The 23,462-nt window shown below is 67.2% G+C and carries 10 protein-coding genes and 1 pseudogene; 1 reads left to right on the top strand and 10 read right to left on the bottom strand.

Annotated features, from left to right (window positions below; translation table 11 throughout):
- Positions 1–2: 2 nt before the first annotated feature.
- The 9 genes and pseudogenes from HA039_RS07190 to HA039_RS07225 form a co-directional block, all read right to left on the bottom strand.
- Positions 3–2,309, bottom strand: coding sequence for a UvrD-helicase domain-containing protein (locus HA039_RS07190; protein ID WP_167025478.1), 2,307 nt, complete (start codon positions 2,307–2,309; stop codon positions 3–5).
- Positions 2,306–9,046, bottom strand: coding sequence for a DEAD/DEAH box helicase (locus HA039_RS07195; RefSeq protein WP_167025481.1), 6,741 nt, complete (start codon positions 9,044–9,046; stop codon positions 2,306–2,308). Before HA039_RS07195 ends, HA039_RS07190 begins: the two co-directional genes overlap by 4 nt.
- Positions 9,043–14,535, bottom strand: coding sequence for a hypothetical protein (locus HA039_RS07200; protein ID WP_167025484.1), 5,493 nt, complete (start codon positions 14,533–14,535; stop codon positions 9,043–9,045). The genes HA039_RS07195 and HA039_RS07200 overlap by 4 nt, the downstream gene beginning before the upstream one ends.
- Positions 14,532–17,588 (bottom strand): DEAD/DEAH box helicase, encoded by a 3,057-nt coding sequence (locus HA039_RS07205; RefSeq protein ID WP_243869248.1) that lies wholly within the window; start codon positions 17,586–17,588, stop codon positions 14,532–14,534. Before HA039_RS07205 ends, HA039_RS07200 begins: the two co-directional genes overlap by 4 nt.
- A 131-nt stretch (positions 17,589–17,719) precedes the next feature.
- Positions 17,720–18,886, bottom strand: a complete 1,167-nt coding sequence (locus HA039_RS07210; RefSeq protein WP_167025487.1) for a serine/threonine-protein kinase — start codon at positions 18,884–18,886, stop codon at positions 17,720–17,722.
- 184 nt (positions 18,887–19,070) lie between these two features.
- Positions 19,071–19,523 (bottom strand): annotated as a pseudogene (locus tag HA039_RS33855) (DUF2399 domain-containing protein); the annotation flags it as partial.
- A gap of 24 nt (positions 19,524–19,547) precedes the next feature.
- Positions 19,548–20,330 (bottom strand): TIGR02679 domain-containing protein, encoded by a 783-nt coding sequence (locus HA039_RS33860; RefSeq protein ID WP_243869251.1) that lies wholly within the window; start codon positions 20,328–20,330, stop codon positions 19,548–19,550.
- The gene (locus HA039_RS07220) at positions 20,327–20,515 is read right to left on the bottom strand and encodes a hypothetical protein (protein WP_167025490.1); all 189 of its coding nucleotides are present in this window, start codon (positions 20,513–20,515) and stop codon (positions 20,327–20,329) included. Before HA039_RS07220 ends, HA039_RS33860 begins: the two co-directional genes overlap by 4 nt.
- A gap of 27 nt (positions 20,516–20,542) precedes the next feature.
- Positions 20,543–21,298 (bottom strand): transposase family protein, encoded by a 756-nt coding sequence (locus tag HA039_RS07225; protein WP_167036360.1) that lies wholly within the window; start codon positions 21,296–21,298, stop codon positions 20,543–20,545.
- A 101-nt stretch (positions 21,299–21,399) separates the two neighbouring features.
- Between HA039_RS07225 and HA039_RS07230 the strand changes: the two genes are divergently transcribed.
- Complete coding sequence (locus HA039_RS07230; RefSeq protein ID WP_243869254.1) at positions 21,400–21,759, top strand: site-specific integrase; 360 nt, start codon at positions 21,400–21,402, stop codon at positions 21,757–21,759.
- 280 nt (positions 21,760–22,039) lie between these two features.
- Here HA039_RS07230 and HA039_RS07235 read toward each other — a convergent pair whose 3' ends face one another.
- Positions 22,040–23,386 (bottom strand): tetratricopeptide repeat protein, encoded by a 1,347-nt coding sequence (locus HA039_RS07235; RefSeq protein WP_167025493.1) that lies wholly within the window; start codon positions 23,384–23,386, stop codon positions 22,040–22,042.
- Positions 23,387–23,462: the final 76 nt, after the last annotated feature.

The raw sequence follows: 23,462 nt of genomic DNA on the forward strand, positions 1-23,462 counted from the left end.
CGTCAGATCGGCAGGTAGGGACTGGGCTTGCCGTGCCAGCTAATGTTCAGGGCATCGCGAGCCCGGGTCGTGGCGACGAACAGCAATGAGCGAGCCTTACGCTGCTCGCGTTCGTAGCGGGGCGGGTCTTCGGTCCGGTAGCGCTCGATGACGCTGGTGCGCGGGATGATGCCGTCGCTCGCACCGACGATGGCGAGGCGCTGGTACTCGAGTCCCTTGAAGCGGTGCATGGTGCCAACGTGGACTTCGCCGTCACCCTTGGGGCCGTCCTTGGTGAGTTCGGCGCAGGTGATGCCCGCCTTGGTGGCGAGGTAGTACATGGTCTGGCTGACCATGTCGCGGTCGGCGACGCACACGGCGATGCGCCCGCTGGGGTCGAGGGAGGCGCCCTTGCCGTCGGTGGAAAGTTCCTCGCGCCACGTGCTCAAGGTCGTGGCGAGTCCGGCGAGCTCTTCGTCCCAGGTGTCGTACCGATTGAAGTCGGGCTTGGGGCCGTGAAGGACGGAACGGTATCCGGCGAGGGTGTCGGTGCCGTCGTCGAGGTCGTCGTACGTGACCTTCTCATTCTTGGTCTTGGGGTCGACGACGCGGAGAGCCTCGGCGAGGATCTCCTTCGTCGTGCGGTAGCTCAGGGTCAGCCGTGAGGCACGGCCTCGGATGTTGACGCCGAGGGCACCAAGAGCGACCTGGTGGTCGTAGATGCGCTGGTGAGTGTCGCCTGCGACGAACATGTCGTTGGGCTGGTCGGGGTCGGCCATTGCACGCAACATCTTCCAGTGCGCGGGACGCAGGTCCTGGGCCTCGTCGACGACGATGTGCCGGTAGCGGTAGCCGATGTAGCGCATGCCGGAGCTGTCGTCGCGGTGGATGAGGTCCTTGCCGCCGATCTCTTCCTTGTACTCGCGGCGGGCCCTGACCTTCGCGGCGCGCTCGATCTCGAAGCGGGCGGCGCGTTCGGCGGCCTGGCCCCAGGTTTCGACGCCCAGCTTGTCGAGGCGGGCGGTGAACTGCTCGATGAGTTTCCAGATGTGGTTGCGCTCGGGGCGAGTGAGCGCGCGCCCCCGGCCAGCGCGGCGGGCCTTGAAGTAGTCGGAGCGGGTGGGGACCGACTGGCCGAGGATGACTTGCTCCCACTCCTCAAGGAGGAACTCCGGCTCCCAGCGTCGGTCGTCGAGTTCGGCCAGCAGTTGGCGCATCTCGTTCAGGGCCACGTGGTCGTATACGCGCTGCTTACCGCGGCCAGAGGCGGTGTTCTCGCCCAGAACGCGAGCGGCGAGCTGGTCGATGTGAGCAATGTCGACGCGGGCCAGCAGCTCCGGTTCGACGAGGGAGGCAAGCCGCAGGCGCAGGTCGGTAGTGAGGTTCTTGGTGAAGGTGGTCAGCAGGATCGGCTTGTTGTGTCCGGGGGGCAGTTGCTCAGCGAGGTGCTTGACCCGGTGCAGGGCGACGATCGTCTTGCCGGTGCCGGGGCCGCCGGAGACGCGGGCAGGGCCGTTGTAGTGGCGGTGGACGATGCGATCTTGCGTGGGGTGGAGGAAGACCTTCCATGCGCGGAAGTCGCCTTCCTCGATGACAGCGCGTACTGCGTCGTCGACTGTGGTGACCTTGGTGCGGGAGAACGCTGTAGCGAAGTCGTCGGGGTCGGGCTGCTGGTCGAGTTTGACCGGAGCGGTGATCTCATTGCGGACTTCGTCGATGTCCATCCCGGCGGCAAGGCCGTACAGGATGTCCTTCGACAACAGCGGTGCGCTCTCGACCAGTTGGTCGAGCTCGGCGCTGGTGGTCACCGTGAGCGCCAGGTCGATCAGCTGCTCGGCGACGCCGAGACCCCGTAGTTGCCCTGCGTCGTACGCGGAGAGCAGCGCCAGCGCCGCAGGCTCGGGTTCAGGGACAGTCTCGAGCTTGGGGGCCTGCTCCTCAGGCTCAGCCGGAGTGAGGGTGATGCCGACCCTGCGGAGAGCGCTGTCGCCGACGACGGCGAGGTCGACGAACTCGATCTCGCCGGTGACGCGGTTGACAGCGACCTGAAGCTCTTCGTAGACGTCCTTGCGGTGCCTGACGGCGATGACCAGCCAGCTCTCGGCACCGTCCGCGTCGACACCGGTGGGGGTGATCAGGGCCCGATAGTCTTGGTTGACGCGAGCCGACCAGATACGAGAGTCGCCCTTGAGCTTCTTCTTCCTGAGCCCCGGGAGATCGGGGTTGTTCCGAAAGTTGTGACAGAAGTCGTAGAACTGGGCCTTGACCGAGCGGTCGAGCTTGTACAGCTCCTGTTCGGCTTTGCGGTACAGGCTGAGCCGGGCGGTCATCGGAGCGTGCCTTCTTCCGTGTCGGGGAGCTGGTCGAGCAGTTCGTCGAGATGGGCGAGCCATTCGGCGGCGGTACGCACAGTCCAGCCCTCCTCGGCATACGCGGCATCGCGTCGCTGGGTCTCGGGGTCGTCGTCACCCTGGTGGGCGGCGACAACGGCAATCTTGAGGGCGGAGGTGTGCCAGGCGAAGTCGACCTGCCAGCGGCTGGTCCCCAGTTCGTAGCCGAAGACGGGTGCCTGCTTGCCGCGGTCGGCAAGTCTCTCGGCGAGGCGGAGCAAGTCCGGTGTCTCGTCCGCGTCTTCGCGCAGGATTTCCAGGATGTCCTCGTCCCAGACGGCGTCGCGGAGAGCCTGGGCCAGGGCCGCTTCGGCTGGCGAGTCGTGCCCGGGATCCGGGTCGACGGGCTTGACCACGGCCGCGGGCACCTCGGACACGACGGGTGCGGGGGCGCCGATGAGCGAGTCGAGTTCGCCGAGCCCGCCGCAGACCGCGAGGACCTCGACCTCGAAGTCCGCAGCTTTGCTGGTGGCGAGCTGGACGCCGTCGCCGCCGGCCAGCGAAAGGAACTGGGTGAGGTTGGTCCAGTACAGCCAGGACCGCCAGCGCTCCTTGTGCCCGTCCGTGTCCAGCACTGCTTCGGAGTCGTCGAGCACGGCGAGCGCGGTCCACTTCAGGGCCTCAGGGTCGGCGGCGTCCAGGGCGAACACGAGCGGGAGCCCGGTCTCGTCCTGCGTACGGAAGACGTGGACGGGGCCGATGGCGGCCGCATCCGCCACGACCGGCTTGTCGTGGCGCTCGGTGGCGGAGAAGGTGGCCAGTTGGCCGCGCAGGGCTGCCACCAGTTCGCTGCGGCGTCCGGTCGCGGTGACCGGGGCCGTGCCTGGCTGGGCCGTCAGTCCGGTGACCAGGGCGCGGGCCCGGCGGGCCCAGCGGTCGGCATCCGGATCACGCAGGTAGGCGATCAGGATGTCGATGGGGTTGGCGAAGACGGCGTCGGCGAAGTGTGCACGCTGGCCGCCATACTGCTCGTAGGCGGTCTTGGCCTGTTCCTGAGCCGTGCCCCGGTACGGCGGCCATACGGGCTGCGTACGGGTGGGGCGCTTCTCGAAGAGATCGATGTCTGCCCAGGTGATCTGGAAGACGGTCTCCCCTTCGGCGCGCAGGAGGGTGCGCTTCGCCGCGTCGGTGGCGATCTGGTTGTGCTCGCGGCTGGCGTGGAAGCGGAAGCCTTCGAGGTAGACCTTGACGCTCTGGGTCGGCCCGTCGATGCGCGTGAAGGTGAAGTCGGTGACGGTGCCGCGGAGTTGCTGCTGCGCGGTCAGCCGCCAGTGCATGACGCCGGGACCGTCGGTGAAGCGCAGATGCCCGCTCGCATGGCCGTCTTCGTCGAGGGAGGCGTCGTCGGTGACCTTCACCCAGTCGCGCAGGGCCGCCAGGAAGCGCGCCTCCAGGTCGGATTCGACCTGGGCGTCCAGCCCTACCAGTCCGGTGTGGTCGACCTCGCTCCACTCCCAGCCGTCCGAGCCGTCCTGCTTGAACAGAAGGGACTCCAACATCGTCAGCGCGGCCTGGCGCGAGACGATGTCCTGGAACGGCTCCGGGGTGTAACGGTGCAGGCAACGGTGGCAGGCCCGGCGCTGCTCCTCGGCGCACGGGCACTCCTTGAGCATCTCGTACGCCTTGGCCAGGGTGTCGCGGAACGCGATCGGGTCGGTCAGCCGGTCCAGGTAGCCGGTGCCACCGGGCAGCGAGTCGAAGAGCACGAGGAACCAGCGGCGCTCGCCGCTCTCGTTGTCCGGCATGGAGGCGACGGTGGTGGCCAGGTGCTGAGGGTCGCCGCCGAAGTGAAGGTCCACGCCGAGGCGAAGTGCGGCCCTGAACGAGTGCACCTTGGAATCGACGTCTGCGGTGGCGGCGGGGATGAGGACCCGCAGGGCTTCGGTCTCCAACTTGTGGGCGAGAAGGACCGGTTCCTGCCGGACGCCGTCCTTCTTTCCGCGCCGCAGCGGGCACCATGGACGGTGGTGCTTGAGTGCTCCACTGCGGGCGGCGAGGGAGTCGAGTGCGTCGGTGTCGTGGTCGAAGACCGGCTGACCGTCCGCGGTGGCCGCGCCGCAGGCCGTGCACACGTGGAACGGGTTCAGGCGCACGCGGTGGCCGGCGAAGTCGTCACGGTTCGGGGCGTCGTAGCGGACGGGTCCGACGTTGATCCGGCGGATCATCGCCTTGCGGCAGTAGTCGACGCCGAACGTCTGGCTGTCGTGCCGCCAGGAGCCCGGCTCAATGGTCTCCACCGGGATGTCGACCGCGTCCACGACCGTGTAGAAGCGGCGGTCCCGGTCATCCTTGTCGTCGCGGATCTGGGCGTCTTCCCGTTTGTCCCGCGAGGTCACGGTTGCTGGTTCGACGATCTGGAACAGACAAGAGCCGTCGTCCGCGATATGACTGGTCTTGCAGCGCGGGCACGGTGACCGGTCCTCGGCGGCGTCCTCGGTACGCACATATCCACAGCCCGGGCATACCCGCCAGGTGCGCCACTCCTGCCGTCCGCCGGTGGAGATCTCCAGACCGGTGATCTGATGCTTATGGCCGTTGACGTAGAAGGTGTTGCCCGGGGCCATCTCCTCCAGGGCGATACGCCGTGGCCTCTCGTAGGAGTCGGTGGTGGAGGTGTACTTCACCTGCCCGGTCTTAGCGTCCACCCCGTCCTCGCCGTAAAGCGTCGCCGACAGAACGGTCGTGGAGTCGATCAGCGCGTAGTTGGGCAGCAGCCCCAGATCACACAGCGCGGTCTGGGCCGATGTCTCGCCCAGGTTCATCAGGCGGCGGCCAACTCCACGTCGTTCGGCATCCAGTTCGGCCTTCTGCCGTGCCTGGTCCGGATCGGAGTCGTGTAGTTCCTCGTGGGCATCGTCGATCTCACGCAGCCGGGCCCGCAGCGCTCGCTGGCCGCGGAACCACTCCCGTTCGGCCTCCTCGACCTTGGAGCGCAGGTCGTGGGTGGCGTACGCGCGCAGATCGGCCTTGGCCTGGTCGTTGACACCGGAGGGGAACAACTCCAAGAACCCCTTCGCCAGCTCCTCGCCCTGGGCGATGGCCAGCTCCACCAAGTCAACCAGGTAGCCCGAAGGCCCGAACAGACGAGGCGCCTTGTGCGGCAGCGCACGCAGCACGATGCCGTCCGCACGCACCAGCCGTCCGGCGGCCGCAAGGTCCAGCAGGTGCGCCAGGTATTGGCGGCGCAGGATCTCGATGGCCGACAAATGGCAGCCCGGTGGCACGATCGTGCCCGCGATCAGATCCTTGGGCCGCTCCAGGAAGTACAGGTCGCGACGCCGCCGGTCGGGGATGGTCAACAAGAACGCATTGCCCGTACGGCGTCCCGCCCGCCCGACCTGTTGGGCGTAGCTGGCAGGGCGACGCGGCAGCGCGGCCAGCACGACCGCCGACAGGTCACCGATGTCGATGCCCATCTCCAACGTCGGGGTGCACGACAGGACGTTGGGGTCCTTGAAGCCCTCGCGGCGCTTGAAGGCCTTCTCCACGTTCTCCCGCTCCGGACGGGCGAGCATCCCGGTGTGCTCAGCGGTGACCACCTGATAGGTGCCCGCCTTGCGGTACAGACGACGGTAGTAGTCGTCGGTGTAGTCGCGGTCGCGGTGGTGCGCGCCCAGGCCCTCGGGCCTGTCGCCGGCCACCAGGCGGCCGTTGCGGCAGCGGTAAGAGGGGCACGGCTGCTCGTGCCACTGGTCAAGCAGGGACGGGTGGACCGTCTGCTCCCAGAAACACACCGGGCAGCGCACGTAGGCGTGACGTACCTGCTCGTCGTCCAGCAGCTGGGCCTCGATGTTGCCCGGCTTCAAGCCGTACACCCGTACCGAGGTATCAGTCGGAGTACGGACCGAGAGCAGGCCGAGCGAGGCCAGCTCTGGCAGCAGCCGATTCCAGAACTCCGGCGCCATCTCGCGCGGGAGACCGAGGCAGCGCCCTGCCCACCGCTCGTACCAGGACAACCGCCCGGTCGCGAAGTCGAACTCGCTGCCGTTCTTGGGTTGGCTGAGCAGGAACACCGGGGCAGCGACGCGCTTGGGGAAAGCCCGCATGCCTGGCGCCCGCTTGCCCCAGATGAAGTACCGGCTGGTACCCGCCTCGTCCACGTACTTGCTCAGCCACTTGTGGGCCACCGCACCCCGGGTGCGCAGCCGCTCCAAGAAGATCCGTACGAACGCCAGATAGCGTGCGTCGTCCTGAGCGATCAGCGGGACACCGTCGCGCACGCACTCCTCGTGGATCCGCTTGACGAGGGCTACGACGGCCGCCGCATCGTCGATACGAACTTGCGCAGCAGCGGTCCTGGTCAGCTCCAGGGTGCGGCCATTGCGCGATCGGAAGCCGAACTCCATCAGCGCTTCGAACGCGAGACGCTGCCCGATAAGACGCCACACTGGCAGACTCCCGCCACGACCCTCGCCGGACAGCAGCCGATCAACTCCCTTGTACCCGTGCAGATCCGGCGGCACCACCGCAGCCAGAGTGTCCTTATCCGTGGTGGCCTCGACCACGCCCGCGATCAGGTCATTGAGCGGCGTCGGCTGGTCGTGCCTGAGGTGCTTGGCCAGCAGGGCGCGCAGCGAGAAGGTGTACGAACGGTTGGCGACGAACCCGGCCCGGTGCGCGGCATCCTGCACCGAGTCGTTGAACATCAGCGTCTTGTCCTCGTGCAGCTTCTTGTCGAGCTCCCCGCCCGTGAACAGCTGCGTGATCGACGCCGCGGCCATCGCGGCCGACCCGGTTCCCAGGTAGCGGATGGCGTTGCGCTCGCCGCACGCCGCACACCAGTCTTCCCTGGCTGCGGTGTTCGCCACCGTGCCGCCGAAGTTGACCAGTACGAACGCCGAGTCGCGGGCGGTCAGCCGCGGCTCCTTGGTGTCCTTGTCGTAGTCGTTGAGCGGATCGGGTAGCCGCAGCCGCTTGCGCGCGCCGTCCAGCACCATGAGCAAACCCCCCGAGCCCTGCGATGCCGCGCTCGTACCCCTACCGCCGGCCGTCATGGGCGCTGCTCCGGAGCCCTCGCGCGCCTCCCGTTCGGTCGCCGCGATCAGGTTCCGTACCCGAGCTTTGTCCTGGCCGAGGGAGGCGCGACGGATCTTGAAGGTGTCGAACTGGACGTCATGGTCATCGCTCTCTGGCGAGAACACTGCCCAGCCCGACCGCCCGCAGTCCCGGCAGTAGACGGCCGGCAGGAAGAGATTTGCGCTCTGACCCGACGTCGCCGTCGTCACCGGCGCCGTACGACCGCCGTCCGTGGCGCTGGCGTCCGCCATGCCCGCCGCATCCCAGCGGAACTCCGCCTTCGGCCAAGGCAGCACGCCACGCAGCAGGCGGGACACCGACCGGGCCCACTGGTGCACCTCGACGTGTACGAACGGACGCGGCTCTCCCGGAGGTGACTTGGGGTCACGTGCGTACGACATCAACGCCACGAACCGGGCGAGCGCCTCGGCCGCCTTCTCCGGCTGTCGGGCCACCGCCTCCGCCCAACCGGCCGCGCCTGCACGCCACATGACGTCCAGCACTTCGGGGCTGGTCTTCACTTCGCCATCCAGCGCCTGCATCACCGCCCGGGTGAACAGATGTCTCTTCAGGTTCTCGCCCAGCAGGAAGGGATCCGGATCGGCGACCGTGGTAACTGCCTTGATGAGGTCGAGCATCGCCGCCTCGCCGGAAGCGGGATCGGCCAGAGCCAGCAGCTCGTCAGGGGTGGGCAGCCCCTGCATCTTCACGTCCGTCAGCAGGATGAACTCCTCCACCGACAGCCGGTTCTCCCCGACGATGGACTCCGCCGTGAACTCCGTACCAAAGACGTCGCTTGCCACCTCCAGCAGACGCGTCACCCCGTCGGCGTCCGTTCCCGACGCGAGCGTCGCCGAGGTCGCCACCGGGCAGATACGCCCCAGCGGGCGTCCCTTCTGGGACATGCCGACCGCGGACGCGAGCCGTCGCAGCAGCATCGCCACGTCGGTGCCCTGCGCACCGTCGTACGTATGGAACTCGTCCACCACCACGTACCGGATGTCCGCGTCCCGCCATAGGGCGGCGTCGTCCTCACGCTGCAGCAGCAGGTCCAGCATCTTGTAGTTGGTGATCAGGATGTCCGGCGGTGATAGCTGCATGTCCGAACGCCGCGTACGCACCTTCTCGTACTGCGTGGCCGCGCGGTCCCCGATGTACAGCCCCGCCCAGAGCTTGCCGAGCGCCTCGTCGTTCTGCGTGAGCAGGTCGTTGATGCGCTGTGCCTGATCGGTCGCGAGCGCGTTCATCGGGTAGAGGAACACCGCTTTGACGCCGGTCTTCCCCGCCTCCCGCTCCCGGCGACAGTGATCGAGCACGGGGTAGAGGAACGATTCCGTCTTACCCGAGCCTGTGCCCGTGGTGACGAGGGTCGGCTGCGGCGTGTGCCCGTTCGCAGAAGTCAGCCGCTCGAACGCGACTGCCTGGTGCGCGTAGGGCGTGAATCCCTCGCGCTGCCACTCCAGGTGTTCGCGCCACCCTTCGTCGGCCGCCGTGAACGGGGTGCGGATCCGCAGGTACGGTCCGCGGAACATCCCCGTTGTCTCGTCGCCGAGGAACCGGTGCAGTGCTTCGCGCGCGCCCTCGTCCGTTAGCGCGTACGTCGTCGACAGATACTGCAGCAGGCTCTCCTTGAGCCCGCGCGCCTCCAGCGTCGGCCTCACGGCTTCGGCACCTCCTGCTTGACCGGGTCCCACTCACCGCGTGCGATCGCTTCGTCGAGCCGCTTCTGGAATACGGCGTGCGCCTCGCGCATCTCCGCCTCACGGTCTGCCTTGTAGAAGGGCTCCGTGTAACCCTCTGGTACGGGGGCAATCTCCGGGGCGGCTCGGTACGCCTCGAACTGCACCCACGTCCCCTTCGTCTGCCGCTGCCCGATCGTGCGTGCATTACCCGCGAGCTTCCAGCCGTCGGCGTCGAACCAAGTCACGGCCTCGTACTTCTGCAGTACGGGGAAACGGCCCCGGTACGCGGCGATCAGCGCGTCGGCATCCATGCCGAGCCAAACGGCCACCAGGGCGTCGATCTCGACAAGGGCGGACCGGCGGGCCCGCTCGCTGCGGAGGGGAGTTTCGGGGCGCCAGTCCGCGGTCACGTCATCCAGGGGCTGAAGACTGGGCCACTCGCAGGCCCAGCGTTCCTGGTTGGACCAGGCGGGGTCGTACAGCTCGGCCCAGAGGTGTGCGTATGTCTGGGTCAGGCAGTTCAGGCGGAGGGTGCGGAGGAGGAGAGTCGACGCGAGGGGGTGGTCAGAAGTAGGTGCGGGCATGACTCTGGCGCCCTTGACTTGAAGATCGCCTCGGCCGGTTGCCCGGAGAAAGTAGTCGAGTGGAAGCGAGGCCCAGAACCCGGCAACCAGCGCGGTGAGACGGAGATTGGGCATTGCCAGGCTGTGTACGGCGTGGATGTGTGCCGTGCCCGGCGGGACGAGGGCAGCATAGAGCGCGCGCTCGGTGTTAGGGGCAATCATCTTTCGCCAAGCGAGGCGGTGGAACGTGACGTACCTCCGCCGGGCTCGCTGCACCAGCACAGCATCGATCTGCGCCCGAGTGACCTGCTCCTCCGGAATGCGATCGTCGTGAGCGACCTTTCTCCGCGCACGGGTCATCGCCGTGTCGCTGGCCTGTAGGCGCGCGAGGACCCGGTAGTCGATCCACCGTTCCTGCTCGGCCAGGTACGCACGGTTCCTACCATTCGCCCGTACGTACGCGGTGTCGAGCACGAAGTCCGACGCAAGGGCGACGAGATCAGCGCCGTACGGATCGTTGCTGTTGGCGTCATGCCGCTTGAACACCGGGTTGGCAACGCTCAACTGGGTGCCCTTGAGGATGACCCGACGCCACCCGTCCGGCTGGTACTCCTGGCCCGTGATGGGATCGGGACGGTTGTAGTCAATTAGGTTGTTCTTCTTTGCCCCGCTCTCGTGGTATCCGGGCGAGATCTGCGCGGCCGATCCAAGCCTCACCGGATAGTCCGCCAGCGCCTCGATCGCCGATGTTTCGCCCGTGCTGACGGGAAACAGTAGACGGGTTTGCTCGACGGGCTGGCCGGTCTCATCCAGCAGACGCTGCCACACGGCCAGCTGGTGCGTATCCACCCGGACGACGCGAGCCCGGTGCGGGCGCTCATCGAACTCACCGTTCCGGTATCGAACGCCCGGCACCTCGCCCGAGCCGTCATGCTGGGCTGAATATCGCAGGGCGTCTGCGGACACCAGCCAGGACAGATGATCGAAGCGAATCTTCCCAGGCCGTCCGTAAATGTGCACACCAAAGTGAGCGGTGTGGCCAACTGGCTCAGGAAAGAATCTCTGCCCCGCATTGACGAAGTCCCCGTGAACCCGTAGCCGCTGATAAGCCGCCTCTCGCAGCCGCGCCTCATTGTCCCCAGTGAAATGCGTATCCGGATGCACCATCCCCGCAGTCCCATCCGCCGAAATGTGCGCCCACACCTGGGACATGAATGCCCGGTACAAATCCGGCTGGGTTCCCGTCAGCAAGGGGTACATTTGCGGAGAGCCGAACACCGCGACCTGCGCGCTGGTGTTCGTCAGTTCGCCGAGCACGTACCGACGGGCGGCCCGAGACTCCAGAACCTCCCGCCGCCGCCGCTCCTTCTCCACTGTGGACGCCTTGACCTCCAGCTCGAACCACGGATCGTGCTCAGCGAGTACGCTCGATTCGTTCCAACGGGGTCGCACCCACGGCGGGTTACCTACCTGTAGGTCGAAGCCGCCGTTTTGCGCGAAGATAAGAGCGAACTCCAACTCCCAGTGCAGGAAGCCCTGTTCTTCCTCGATGTCGCGCACGGCCCGAAGCCACGGAAACCGGTCCTCCGGATTGTCGACGTCCATCCCCATGAACCCGGGAAGCGTTTCCTCGAAGCCCTTCAGCTCATCGAGGCTCTTGAAACTGTCCATGAGGGTGCCCTCGGGCACGTCGGCCGTACCCAGCATGGCTTCCAAAAACTCCAGCCAATCGTCGAGGTCCTGGAGAGGGACGATCGGTCGCCGTTCTGACGCCTTCGACTTGGCCGGTCCCTTCTTCATCCCTTTCGGTCCAACCTGTCGCACTTCCACGACCACGTCGTCGTCCGCGGACAGTTCGAGGTCCTCGAAGGAGGTCTGCTCAGGCCCCAGTGCAAACAGAGCCGTCGCCTCGACGAACCGCGGTGCGGGTGTTGGCGCGGCAACGGCCGCCAGCTCCGGAGCGGCCTCGCTCTCAGGCTGCTCCCCGGTCAGCGGCACCCCGCCGAGCACCTCGCTGAGGCCGTGCGCGTCGCTGACCACTGTCCGGGCCGTGTACTCGCCGTCACTGCCATCCAACAACCCGGCCTTGTCGGCCGGCCAGAACCACAGGGCGCACCAGGCGCCCATGACTTTCTTCAGCCGCCAGTACGGAGTGTCGATCGCGTTGAAGAGGTCTTCCAGAACCCTTTCCTTTGGCACCGCCTGGTTGGGGTGCTGGAGGAAGGCGTATTCGGGATCTGATGGGTCGGCCTGCCACAGGTCGATCCGGCGCGCGATCTCCTTCTCGGAGAGTTCCATGCGCTTGACGACGGCCGCCCACAGGAACTCGACCCGCCGTGCGGCGTCCCGCAGCTTCGTGAACTGCGAGGATGCTTCCGGCTTCGGCTGCTTGGTCTTGGGATTCAGCTTGAGACTGCCGTCCGCATTGAGGTGCGCGGTGCTGCGCTTGGGGCGCTGGAGGATCCCCTTCTTCCAGGCGGCGAGTTGCTCAACGCCTTCCTGGGCAAGCTCCTTGGCCTCCTTCGAGCCCACGACCGCGGCCCAGCCAGGGCTCGGCAACAGAAACTGGTGCACCGCGTCGTCGGGCAGCAGCTGCGGTTCCCCATCCTTGAGGAAAGGCAGCGGAGTTGGTGCCAGGGCGCCCTTCGCCTTCAGCCAGGCCTTGTCCTTGCCCGCCACGTCGTCGCCCGCGTACACCACGCGGCGCCCGCCGATGAGCGAGTTGCCCCGGCGCAGGTGCAACCCGAACCACGGCGCGCGCATGCCCGGGTGCATCGTGTTGAGCCAAAGCGACACCTCGGCCAGCTCGACACCAGTCGCGTTGAGGTCGACCCCGTAGGCGTTGTGCAGGGCGATGTACGCCTTGACCTTCTGCTTCTCGGTGATCGCGTCGGCCGCGGGGATGGTGATGCCGAGTTCGTCCTGGCGGCGGCGCAGGTACTCATCGGCGACCTGGTTGATGGCCTCGTTAAGGAACGCGCCCGAGCCGAGCGCCGGCTCGCAGATCTTGTACTTCAGCATCTCTGACGCCCGCGTCTTGATGACATCGCCGTGCTCGTCGCGCTCCTGGTCGAGGCGGTTCTTGAGGGTGAGTTCGACGGTGACCTTTGTCAGCGACTCAGGAGTGTAGTACGAGGCGGAGGTTTCCCGGTCACGGCCGGCGAGCCGATAGACGAACGAGCCTTTCTCGTACTTCTTGGCGCCGCGCAGGCCCTTGCGAGCGTCGTCCTCGCCGTACTGGACGAGGGTCTTGTCGGGATACTGGTCCTGCTTGTGCGAGGGGATAAGCCAGGAACCCTGTTCCGGGTCACCGCCTTTGGCCACCTCGCACAGTTCCTCCTTCGCGATGATGCCGGTGTAGGACATCAACCCCTCGTAGACAGAGCCGAGTTGGTTGATGCCGAGGTTGCGGTAGGAGATGAAGCCACCGCGTTCGCCGCGCTTACCCTTCTTCATCGTGAGCAGCCTCAGCACCTCGTGGAGGGCTTCATTGCGCAGACACAGATCGAGCCAGCGGGGGTCGTTGTCCTCGTCGCTGCGCGGGTCGAGGACGCCGGTGCCGATGAGGCGGATGGCGGTCGGCTCGAAGAGTTCGCTGCGCAGAGCCTCGAAGCGAAGGCCACGGTCCTCACTTCGGCGGGCCTTCTTGGCCTTACGAGTCTCCTCATCGTCGCCGGGTTGGTCATCGTCGGGCTCGGTGCCGTACGCGCGGTGGCCGAAGTTGACCTTGTTGAACAGAACGTCGAGGGACTGGAAGAGATGGAAGCCGTTCTTGGCCTCCTCGACGAGTTCCTCGTCGCGCTCGACGAGTTCACGCAGGCGGGCCATGGAGTAGCCGGCCTCGTACGACCCGTCGTCGGCAGGGAGGATGCCGAGTTCGGGGCGGGCCTCCGCGTACAGCAGGAACAGGACGCGGTAGAGGTAGCGCAGCGCTTCGCGGGTGAGCTCGCGCGCGAAGGGGATCTTGGGGCTTTCGATGTCGGCCGGGGTGACGTCGTTCTTCGGATCCGCCATCCGGTGCAGGACTTCGTTGGCGATGATCTCAACCGAGCGCTGCAGGCCGTAGCGCAATTCGCTGGAGACACCGGCCGCGTTGTCACCGGAGGACTTGAGCAGAGCGTCGATCGCACGGCGCGTGTCGTTCTCGCCGGGGCGGAGCATGTCCAGACTGAACAGAGCGGCGATGGTGGCAAGTTCGCCCTGCTGAGCGTGATCGTTGCGCTCCAGGGCGGCGTCGAGGTTGGCCGCAAGGTAGCGGCCCTCGTTCCAGGCGTGCCGGTCGGCGAGCAGAATCACGCCGCCGCAGAGCAGCAGCACGAAGCGGGGGTGCGGGCCGCCTACTTCGCCGAGTTCGCTCTGGAAGAGCCATGAGGCCAAGGCCGCGCCCGTCTCGTACGACTCGCTCGCACTGACCCGCACGGACGACAGGAGCCGCCCGGCACAGTCGGGGTCGAGGGCGTCGTCGTTGGCGGCGGTCCAGCCGCAGTCCAGGGCGATGATGCCGTGGCCGTGGTAGGCGACAGGTAGGGTGTGGTCGCGGCCGGCGCGGTGCACGGTGAGCTCGGCTGGGGAGGTGTCGTAGCCGAGGGCCCGCAGGACCATCTGGTGCCACTTCGCAAGCCGCTTGGTCCACTCGGGGTTGTTGTGCGTGTTGAGGCGGGCTTCGTCCTCGGCGTCGGCCTGGGTGGTCTTGACGAAGTAACCGCGCAGTTCCTCGGCAAGGTAGGGGGTGCGCAGGGTGCGCAGCAGCTCGCGCGGGGTCTTGCGCGGGTCGTTCTCGTCGCCCTCGCGCTGCGACCAGGTGGCGAACAGGCCCTTCTTCAGGTCGGTGCCGAGCTGGTCGGCGAAGTAGTGCGCGGACAGGTATTCGCCACGGTTGGCGAAGGAGTCGAAGTCGGTGCTCATCGTTCGTTGCCTCCTTCGGTGGCGGTGTGCGGTTCGAGGACGGCCAGCAGGCGCAACATCGGTTCGCCCGCCGTCTCCAGGGACTTGACCAGCTTCAGCTGCCGCTTGGCCGTGCGGTCGAGCTCCGCTTCCTTCGGGCGGGCACTGGCGAAGAGGGCGTCCTGCCGCCAGTCGGTGACCTTCTTGCGATAGGGAGCAAGGGTCTCTTCGATCTGCTCGCGGTACGCGCCTTCAAGGAGGGCCAGTTGTCGCTGTGCGGCATCGATGGCGTCGGGCACGAGCGCGTTGAGGCCCGGCAGGTCGCGGGGCGTGGCGCGGCCGGGCATGTTCGGGCCCACGCCGTAGCTCTCCAGTACATCGGCGGTCAGCGCTGTGACATGCGGGCTGCCGGGAAGGCCGGAGACGGCCATCCATTCGACGATGGTGGGCTTGCCCAACGCATTGGAGTAGATGCCCTGGACCAGGAAGGTCGGGCTGTCCACGGTGGCGGCGAGCACCGGGGCCTTGTGACGCCCGATCTCGACGAGCACCTTGTCCGTGAGCCAGTCCAGGACCGGGTGGACGTCGGTGACGTACGAGACGTTCGGCCACTGGGACGCGGTAGTCTCCCTCGCCGCCTTCAGGCGTGCGCCGGCGAGGTCCTTGGAGAAGGTGATGCGCATGCGTCCCGGCTCGGTCTTGCGCGGCAGGATCTGCTGTTCGTCCAGGTACGACTTGGGCAGTGCCTTGAGCCGGTACAGCAGGTCCCGTGGTGGCTCGAAGGCGATGGTGCCGTCGTCGTCGCGCCGCAACGACAGCATGTCCTCGGGATTGGGACGGGAGATCTGCCGCAGTGCCTCGTCGAAGTAGTCCGCGGTGGACCGGAAGAGCTTCGGTACGACGGCGCGGGCCACTTCGGGGTGTTCGTGGACTGCGCCCACCTGGCCGAGCAGCCCTGTGAGGAAGGCGGCCCCGCCCTGCTGGGACTGCTTGATGGACTCCTCGACGGTCCGGCCGGCGATCAGGTCCTGGGTGAGGCGGTTCTCTTCCTCCTTGGCCCGATACAGGCCGGTGACCGCCTCGGCCGAGCCCTCGATCTTGTGGGCCTCCTCCTCACGCCTGAGGAGCTTCTCGCCTACCAGCCGGTCATCCAGGGTCCGCGGCTGTCCGGTCGACTCGTCCATGCGCCACGGGATGTCACTGGTGAGGATCAGCGCGCGGAACTCAGGCCGGTGTTCCTGCCCGTACCGGTCGATACGGCCGTTGCGCTGCTCGATGCGGATCAGGGACCACGGCAGGTCGTAGTGGATCAGCAGATGGCACTGCTGATGCAGGTTGACGCCCTCGGAAGCAACGTCGCCGGTGAACAGGATGCGCACCGGGTCGTCGCGCAGCCCGAACTTCTCGACGATGTCCTGCTGTTCCTGATCCGTGCTGGCCTCGCCGTGCATGACCTGTACGGCTCCGCCGTATCCCAGCCAGGGCTTCTTCTCGTCCGGGCTGGCGGTGTGCCGGAAGCCGAGTGCGGCCGGGACGGTCTCCGCCAGCCACTTCAGGGTGGGGATGCTCTCGGAGAACACGACCACTCGGGTGTCGGAGCCCGTGCCGACGCCCAGCTCTCGCAGCTCGGCCAGCAGCGCTGCCCTCTTCGCCGAGTCCTGGTCCTCGATCTGCTCGGCGAGGTGCTGCAGGTCGGTCAGGGCCGCCCGCTCGATCTTCCGTGCCGCTTCGCGTACCGCCGGGTCCTCCGGCCGCTTCCGTGTCTTCGAACCGTTGTCGGGCTTGTCCGGCGGCGGGTTGTCGAGGTTTCCCATGCGGGTCTTGATGGTCGCCAGCAGCGCCTTGTGCGAGGAGAGGAACGACTTCAGCAATCGGTATGGGACGAGCTGATGACGACTCGCCGACGGCGTCGCCGGGTCGGCCGGGATCCAACGCGTGGCCAATTCCTCAAGGACCGCGCGTTCCTTCTCGGTGGCCGGGGCGTGGAGGGGCAAAGACGGGCCGCGGTCCGCCCAGGTCCCCTTGAGGGACTCGCGGACTTCGGCTGAGGTCTTGGTGCGCCGGATATAGAGGTGCGCGAGATCCTTCACTTCGTACTGGGACGGATTGGCGATCGCGGCCTCATCCAGCATCCTGACCAGCTCGGCGAAGGAGGTAGCGTCGCCATTGTGCGGGGTGGCGGAGGCCAGCACGAGCGCGTCGGTCTTGCGTGCCAGCAGACGGGCGAGCGCGTTGTTCTTCGTGCCGCGGTTGACGAGGTTGTGGGACTCGTCGATGACGACGGCGTCCCAGTCGGTGTTGTCCAGGTGGTGGGCGTACACGTCGCTCTTCAAGGTGTCCACGGAGATGATCGCGCGCTTGAAGTACGCGAACGGGTTCCGCCCCGCGGGGATGTCCTGCTGCACCCGCTGAATGCCGGTCGAGTCCAGCCGCACCAACGGGATCGCGAACCGGGTCCACAGCTCGCGCTGGAACTGCTCCAGTACGTGCTGCGGCGTCACCACCAGGATCCGCTCGCCGCGCCCCCGCCGGATCAGCTCTGCCAGCAGCACCCCGATCTCCAGGGTCTTACCGAGACCCACCACGTCCGCGATCAGGATCCGCGGCTGCGGGTTCTTCATGGACAGCGCCAGCTCCGCCGGACGCAGCTGGTGGACCTGCTGGTCCATGAGGAAGTTGTCCGCCAGCGCCAGGCCGTGCTCGGTCTGCGGCAGGAACGTCTTCCGCATGATCGCCTCAAGGAACAGACGGGATCTGCGATGGTTCGGAGAATCGTCAGCCACCAGCTCGGTCTCGCGGGGGTCGAGCTCCTGAACGACATCCAGCCGGTCGTAGAAGGTGGCGTCGATCCCGCGTACGAACGAGGAGATGCCGGTGACCTCAACCATCCATCCGTCACGGTCGGTGGCCGTGCAGTTGCGCACCAGCCACAGCTCGTCTCGGATCAGGACCTGTGCACCCGCCGCGTATCCGCCAGTGTCAGTCGGCTGCTTCGCTGACGAGGCTTCGTCCGGCTCCAGGGCGCCCCTCGCCGTATCGCTCTGCCCGCCCACGGCTCCCGCCTCGACGCTCACGTCCGCTCCGATTCCTCACCCACGGTGCGCCTCGCACCGCTCACCATTCACGAGTCGTATGGACAGCGCCCAAGCCGACCCCATACGCCCGTCCGCCTCTAGCTTCCCACCAGGCACTGACACCTTGGCTATCAAAGCGCGGTATCCGCCGCGTACTCCGCCCTCAGCTCATCCGCGACCCGCTTCGATGCCGGCGGCTTTACGGCCGTGGGCCTGGCCTTCGGCTCCGCCTTTGGCTTCACGGCCTCGGCGGAGTCGGGGTGCGGCTCGTCCTGCTCCGCCTCCTCCGGTTCCGTCTCTTCCGCCTCAGCAGTTCCTGGCGGGCTATCGAGCGGCAAGTCCAGACCCGCGTCGTCAGTGATCTCGGCCTGGTCCTCAAGCAGCTTCTCGAACAATGGGGACAACGGCTCCTTGGCCGCATCCGGCGTACCGCCCGCGGTCGTATGCCCGATCAGCGCGAGTCGTGCGTCGGCCGGCGCCTTTCCAGCGGCCTTCAACAGCTTCGAGCATGCCTTTGAAACGTCATCCAGCGTCGGCCTGTCCTCGGGAACGTGGGCGAGCATGGAGGCGATCAGTGGCTTAAGCCCCTCGGGCACACCGCTCAGATCCGGGCCGATGTCAGGATTCGCCACCTGCACGGCGACGGCCTCCCACACCGCACCGTCGTACGGGTAGTGGCGCGCCGCCGCATACAGCAGAACCGCGCCCAGCGCGTACACGTCCGCGGCTGGCGTCACCTTCGGATGTCCGCTCGCCTGCTCCGGCGGCATGCAGCGCACCGTCCCGATGATCATCCCGCTGTGGGACAGGGACTCCTTCGCGGCATCCATGAACGCACCGAGCCCGAAGTCGATGATTATGGGGCCTTCTGTGCCCATGATGACGTTCTGGGGCTTCAGATCCCGGTGGAGCAGTTCCGCGGCGTGTACGGCGCTAAGCCCCTCGGCGAGCAAAGCGCCCAGACTGGCGACCAGCGGCAAGGGGAGAACGCCGTCCTGGTCCACGCAGGCCAGCAAGGTACGTCCGGCCACGTACTCCATGGCCAGCCAGGGGCGGTCCGCGAACGGGTCGGCCTCCAGGAACCGCGCCACCCTGTTGGTACCGATCACGGTGCGCGCTATCAGCGCTTCCTTTTCGAAGCGGGCCCGCGTGACGGGGTCCAGCTTGTCGCTCCGGATCAGTTTCACCGCCACCGGCTGACCACCCGGGGTGTAGGCGAGGTACACCTCCCCCATGCCGCCCGAGCCCAGCTCCTTGGCCACGGTGTACCGGCCGATCCGCTCGGGCGTCCCCGTCATCTGTTGCTCAGCACTCCTTACACGCACCCCTGCGGCATCCGGTCCAGATTCGTGGGCGCCGATCAAGCCTAGTCTCTCGTTGTGCGGGGCATGCAGGGTTCTGTCGGCTCTGCCGCTCTACCGTGGGGCAGCCGGCCCCAGCGGCTGTCGGCTGCGCGCTCAGCAGGTCATCACCCACCCATGATCAGAGTTGGTCACCCCAATCTGCCAGGAGGGCGTCAGCGACGCCTTCCTCGTAGACAGCCGCCTGATGCTCCTGCATCGCATTACACAAACGCGGGTCCCATGAAGTGCTACGGGCCTTCCCGGACAAGGCAACGTGGTCGTCTTCGGTCCGGAGCCCCTCCAGGTAATCCGCAGCGCTCATCTTCCAGGGCTCGGCTCCGTAGCGGCCAATGAGCTGATTGGTCATGTCGATTCCCGGCCAGTCGAAGTCCCCGTGGTAGAGGAGCCGACCCCCTCCGTTGACGATCAAGCGGGCCAGTCGGTGGAAGGCCGTTGACGGTCGGCCTTCGGCGCAGATCAACGGCGGGCTGCTTGCACCGAGTTCTCCAGCGGCGCGGAGGAGGACAGCTGGGTTCTCACACACGTACACCCTCGGCACGTGAACGGTGACAGGCAAGGTGACCAGCTGGTGAAGTGTGACGTGGAAGGGGGTGCCCTATCGAGCCGCGTCCGTGAGCCACTCCCCCAGCCCTCGACCAGCCGCCGGCAGGTTGAGGACGAGGACGCGGCTGGCCAGGTCGTCGACGATGACGTCGAACGCGTCCCAAAGCTCGCGCCGGGCCTCGGCTCCTGCCGCGAGCGGAACTCCTCGTGCTGTTGCCAACGCACGGAGTACGAGGGTCGGCAGCGAGCCTTGGCCAGGGTTGAGGGTCTTGGTGTTTCCCGTGGTCGCGTCAGCCAAGGCGGCCAGCATGACCGGGGGCGAACCGCTGGCGCGTGCATAGAGGTATTCCAGAACGCGGATGGCCTGGATGAGGAGGCGTTCGTCCTTCTTATTGATCAGCCCAGTGATCGTCCCGTCAGAGGCAAGGCCGCTCAGCCACTCCTTGTACCAGGGGTTCTGGACGTGAAGCGTGCTGGCCTCTCCCTCGGCCAACAGCTGCTGCCGGGCCTGATCAATGGCGCTCCGCTCGTCGGCTCGAAACCGCAGCGGAGGACCGAGTCGTCCCAAGAGCTCTCGGAGGGAAGCGCCGGTGACGTTGCGGACGTTCTGGTCCAGTGCCTCGAGCGGAAGAGAGACTCGGCGGACGTCCGCCGAGCGATACGCGCCTGTAATGCCGATGATGGCGTTGCGCTCATCTATCGTTGGATTCGTCAGGCCGATGGAGCCGGTGATCTCGCCTCCATTGCGTTCAAGCGAGCGCCGGGCCGCCCCAAGAAGGCGGCGGAACTCGGGGCCGCGATAGCGCTCGTATGCGTCGGGCGTCGGCAGGCTCATTGCTCCCCCTCGCTTTCCTCAGTGCCGCTGTCCATCGGCTCTTCCTCAGGCGCGTTGGTGAGCAACTCCGCGTGGGCCGGAACGCGGCGGCTTGGCCGGAAGCTGAGCAGCTCGGCGGCCAGATCTTCGGGTCCGGGGTATCCGACGTCGTCGAGGATCTGTTCGCCGTCCCAGACCAGCAGCATGGCAAAGCCAGTGAGCTTTTTCCAACCTCACGCTGATGCGTGGTAAAGGACCAGGACGGCCTTCACTACGTTGGTGATTCGGTTGGTGCTGCAGCGGAGCTTCCGCAGGAGGCGCCAGCCCTTGATGGTGGCCATGGCCCGCTCGCCGAGGCAGCGGATCTTGGCGTGGGTGGTGTTGTGGCGGCGCTTCCATCGCTTGAGGCGGCGGCCTCGGAACGGTACGCGGACGGGTCCGCCGGCGCCTTGATATGCCTTGTCCGCCCAGCATTTGAGTCCGGCATCGGCGAGGGCTTCGATGATGCCGTGCTGTCGCGCGGCGGTGAGGTCGTGAGTCGAGCCGGGCAGAGCCGGCGAGGCCCAGAGCAGCCGTCCGAAGGGATCGGTGAGGACCTGGACGTTCATGCCGTGGCGTTTGTGTTTCCCGGAGTAGTACGGGGTGTCAGCGGCGATGCGGTCGATCGGCAGCAGGGTGCCGTCGAGGATCACGAACGCCTTCGTCCGGATCGTTTTCATCGCCTCGGCCAGGGACGGGGCGAGGGCAGCCAGGGCCTTGACGGCTTCACGTATGTAGCGGTAGACGGTCGCGATCCCGATGCCGAACCCGGCGGCGAGCTGGGCGTAGGTGTCACCGCACCGCAGGTGGGCCAGGGCGAGCAGTGCCTGACGTGCGGCGGGAAGGCGCCGCCACCGCGTTCCGATCTCCTGCCGCCGGGCTGCCAGTTGCCTGGTCAAGGACCGCAGGGTGCGGCTGGACAGATCAATCGAGGACGGGTAGACAAGCACGCGAAGCTCCTGGCGGACACGGGTGATCTTGGTCGAGAAACCGTCTACCAGGAGCTTCGTCGTTGCGCAGGACATTCCAACTCACGGTCAGACACCGCAGCTTGAAAAGGGCTCACGGTGCGGCTGATCTTTTACACCCGGGAGAAGACCGCCATTCAGTCGAATTGGTTCAACTCCTACCGCTGGGGAAGCCCGCCCTGGCGTCGGCCGGCCTCATCAAGCCCCTTGAGCCCGACGCGAAGGGACGACGCTGGGAGAAGTCCCGCGACGTGATGATGCACGCACTCCGACACCTGTACGCGTCGATGATGATCAACGGCGGGGTAGACGTGTACACGCTCGCGGACCGACTCAGACACGCCGATCCCGCGTTTACCCTGGGTGAATACGTGCACCGGGTCATGGGAGCCGGTTCCAAGGTCCGCATCGCGGTCCGGAGCGCCTACACCGGGGCCGCGTGAGTCCTGCTCCGTTCGGCTTGTGCAACAAACGTGCATGATGATCTTCGAGAGTGGTCATTTGCACAGGTCAGAAGCTTTTTCTATGAGTTCCGCGACATCTGACGTACGAACGCCGCCGCGCCCCACCTGGTGTCGACCTCGTGTCCGGTGAGGGGGTGTCGGCAGTGGTCACACAAGAAGCGCGGCATTCCGCTGATTCTGTGGCTCGATCGCTGCCGTGGCCACCGAATTCCCCTCGCCCCGTCGGGCATCGGGTCGGCGGGTCCCGGACGGGGGGGGATCAGAACGGGGGCCGGTCGTGCCAGGAGCCGCCCCAGGAGTCGGGGGGTGCGGTGGGGCGTTGGAGGACGGCCAGGGCGTCCTCGACGCGGCCGAGGTCGATGAGGTAGCCGGCCAGTTCGTGCCCGTTCGCGGGGGCGTGGGGTGCAAGGACGGCCACCGCTTCCTCGGTGCGTCCGGAGTCGGCGAGGAGCTCGGCGAGGTGCGGGGCCGCGTACGAGGCGCCGCCTTCGGGGTGGGCGCGAGCCCGCGCGACCGCCTCGTCGACCCCGTGGCAGGCGGCGATCAGCGGCAGTCGTATCCAGTACAGGTCCCAATCCTCCTCGCCCCCGCGGGCGGTGGCGAAGGTGTCGAGTTGAGCGAGGCCCTCCCCGGGGCGGCCCTGCCCGAGGTACAGCTCGGACAGGGTATGGAGGATCCAGTCCTCCCCCTTGTAGGTGGCAGCCTGATCGCGCATCACGGTGATCGCTTCGTCCCCCCGCCCGTGCCGGGCCAGGAGCTGCGCGAGCGCGACGGCCGAGTGGGGACGCCGGGCGACGGATTCGCCGGCCTGCCGGTACGCCGCGACGGCCCCGTCCACGTCGCCGCGTTCCTCCAGCACCCGCGCGAGCCGTCGTACGGCGGACCCGGAGTCGTCGGTCGCCGCGGCCGCGCGCAGCTCGTCGAGCCGGCCGTGCCGTGCCAGCAGAGCGGCCCGTTCCTCACGGTGGTCGAGCGACGCGGTGTCGCCGGCGCTCAACAGGGCGAGGGCCTCGTCGGTGCGACCCTGGCGCTCGCGGATGGTGGCGAGCAGCCTCTTCGCCATGTCGCGATCGAAGCCCCGGCAACACCACGGAAAGTCGGAACACCGGTGCTCGGTCCTGGCCGTGAGCAGGGCGACGGCCTCCTCGTCGCGTCCGGCGGGACCGGCGACCTCCACGAGGGCCACGGCCAGGGCCGGTTCACCGAGGTGCGGTCGCAGCAGGGTGAACGCCTCTTCGGCGCGACCGTGCCGGGCGAGCAGGCGCGCGTAGACCTCCAGCGCCATCGGATGCCCGGCCTCCGTACGGATCCGCGTGATCTCGATCGCCTCGTCGGCGCGGCCCCAGCCCTCCAACAGGCCGGCTGCGGCTGTCACGGCTGTCCACCAGCCGGTTGCCAGGTACGGTGCCAGCGCCTCCCACGCGTCGGTCCGCCGGCCCCGCTCGTCCAGCGACCGCGCCCACGCCAGCGCGCAGAACCATTCCCCGCGCCCGGCCTGAACCTCCACCACGTCGGCGTAGCCGCGTTCGAGGAGCCGCGAGACCAGCTCCGGCGGTATGCAACCGGACCGCGTCCGGGCCTGGAATTCAAGATCAGCGACGTCCACGAACACGCACCCTAGCGTTCACCGTTCGGCACCAAGGGCGACACCGTGACCCTCGATCGCCGCCCGGGCCGAGGCC

It is taken from the genome of Streptomyces liangshanensis (assembly GCF_011694815.1).
Lineage (GTDB): Bacteria > Actinomycetota > Actinomycetes > Streptomycetales > Streptomycetaceae > Streptomyces > Streptomyces liangshanensis.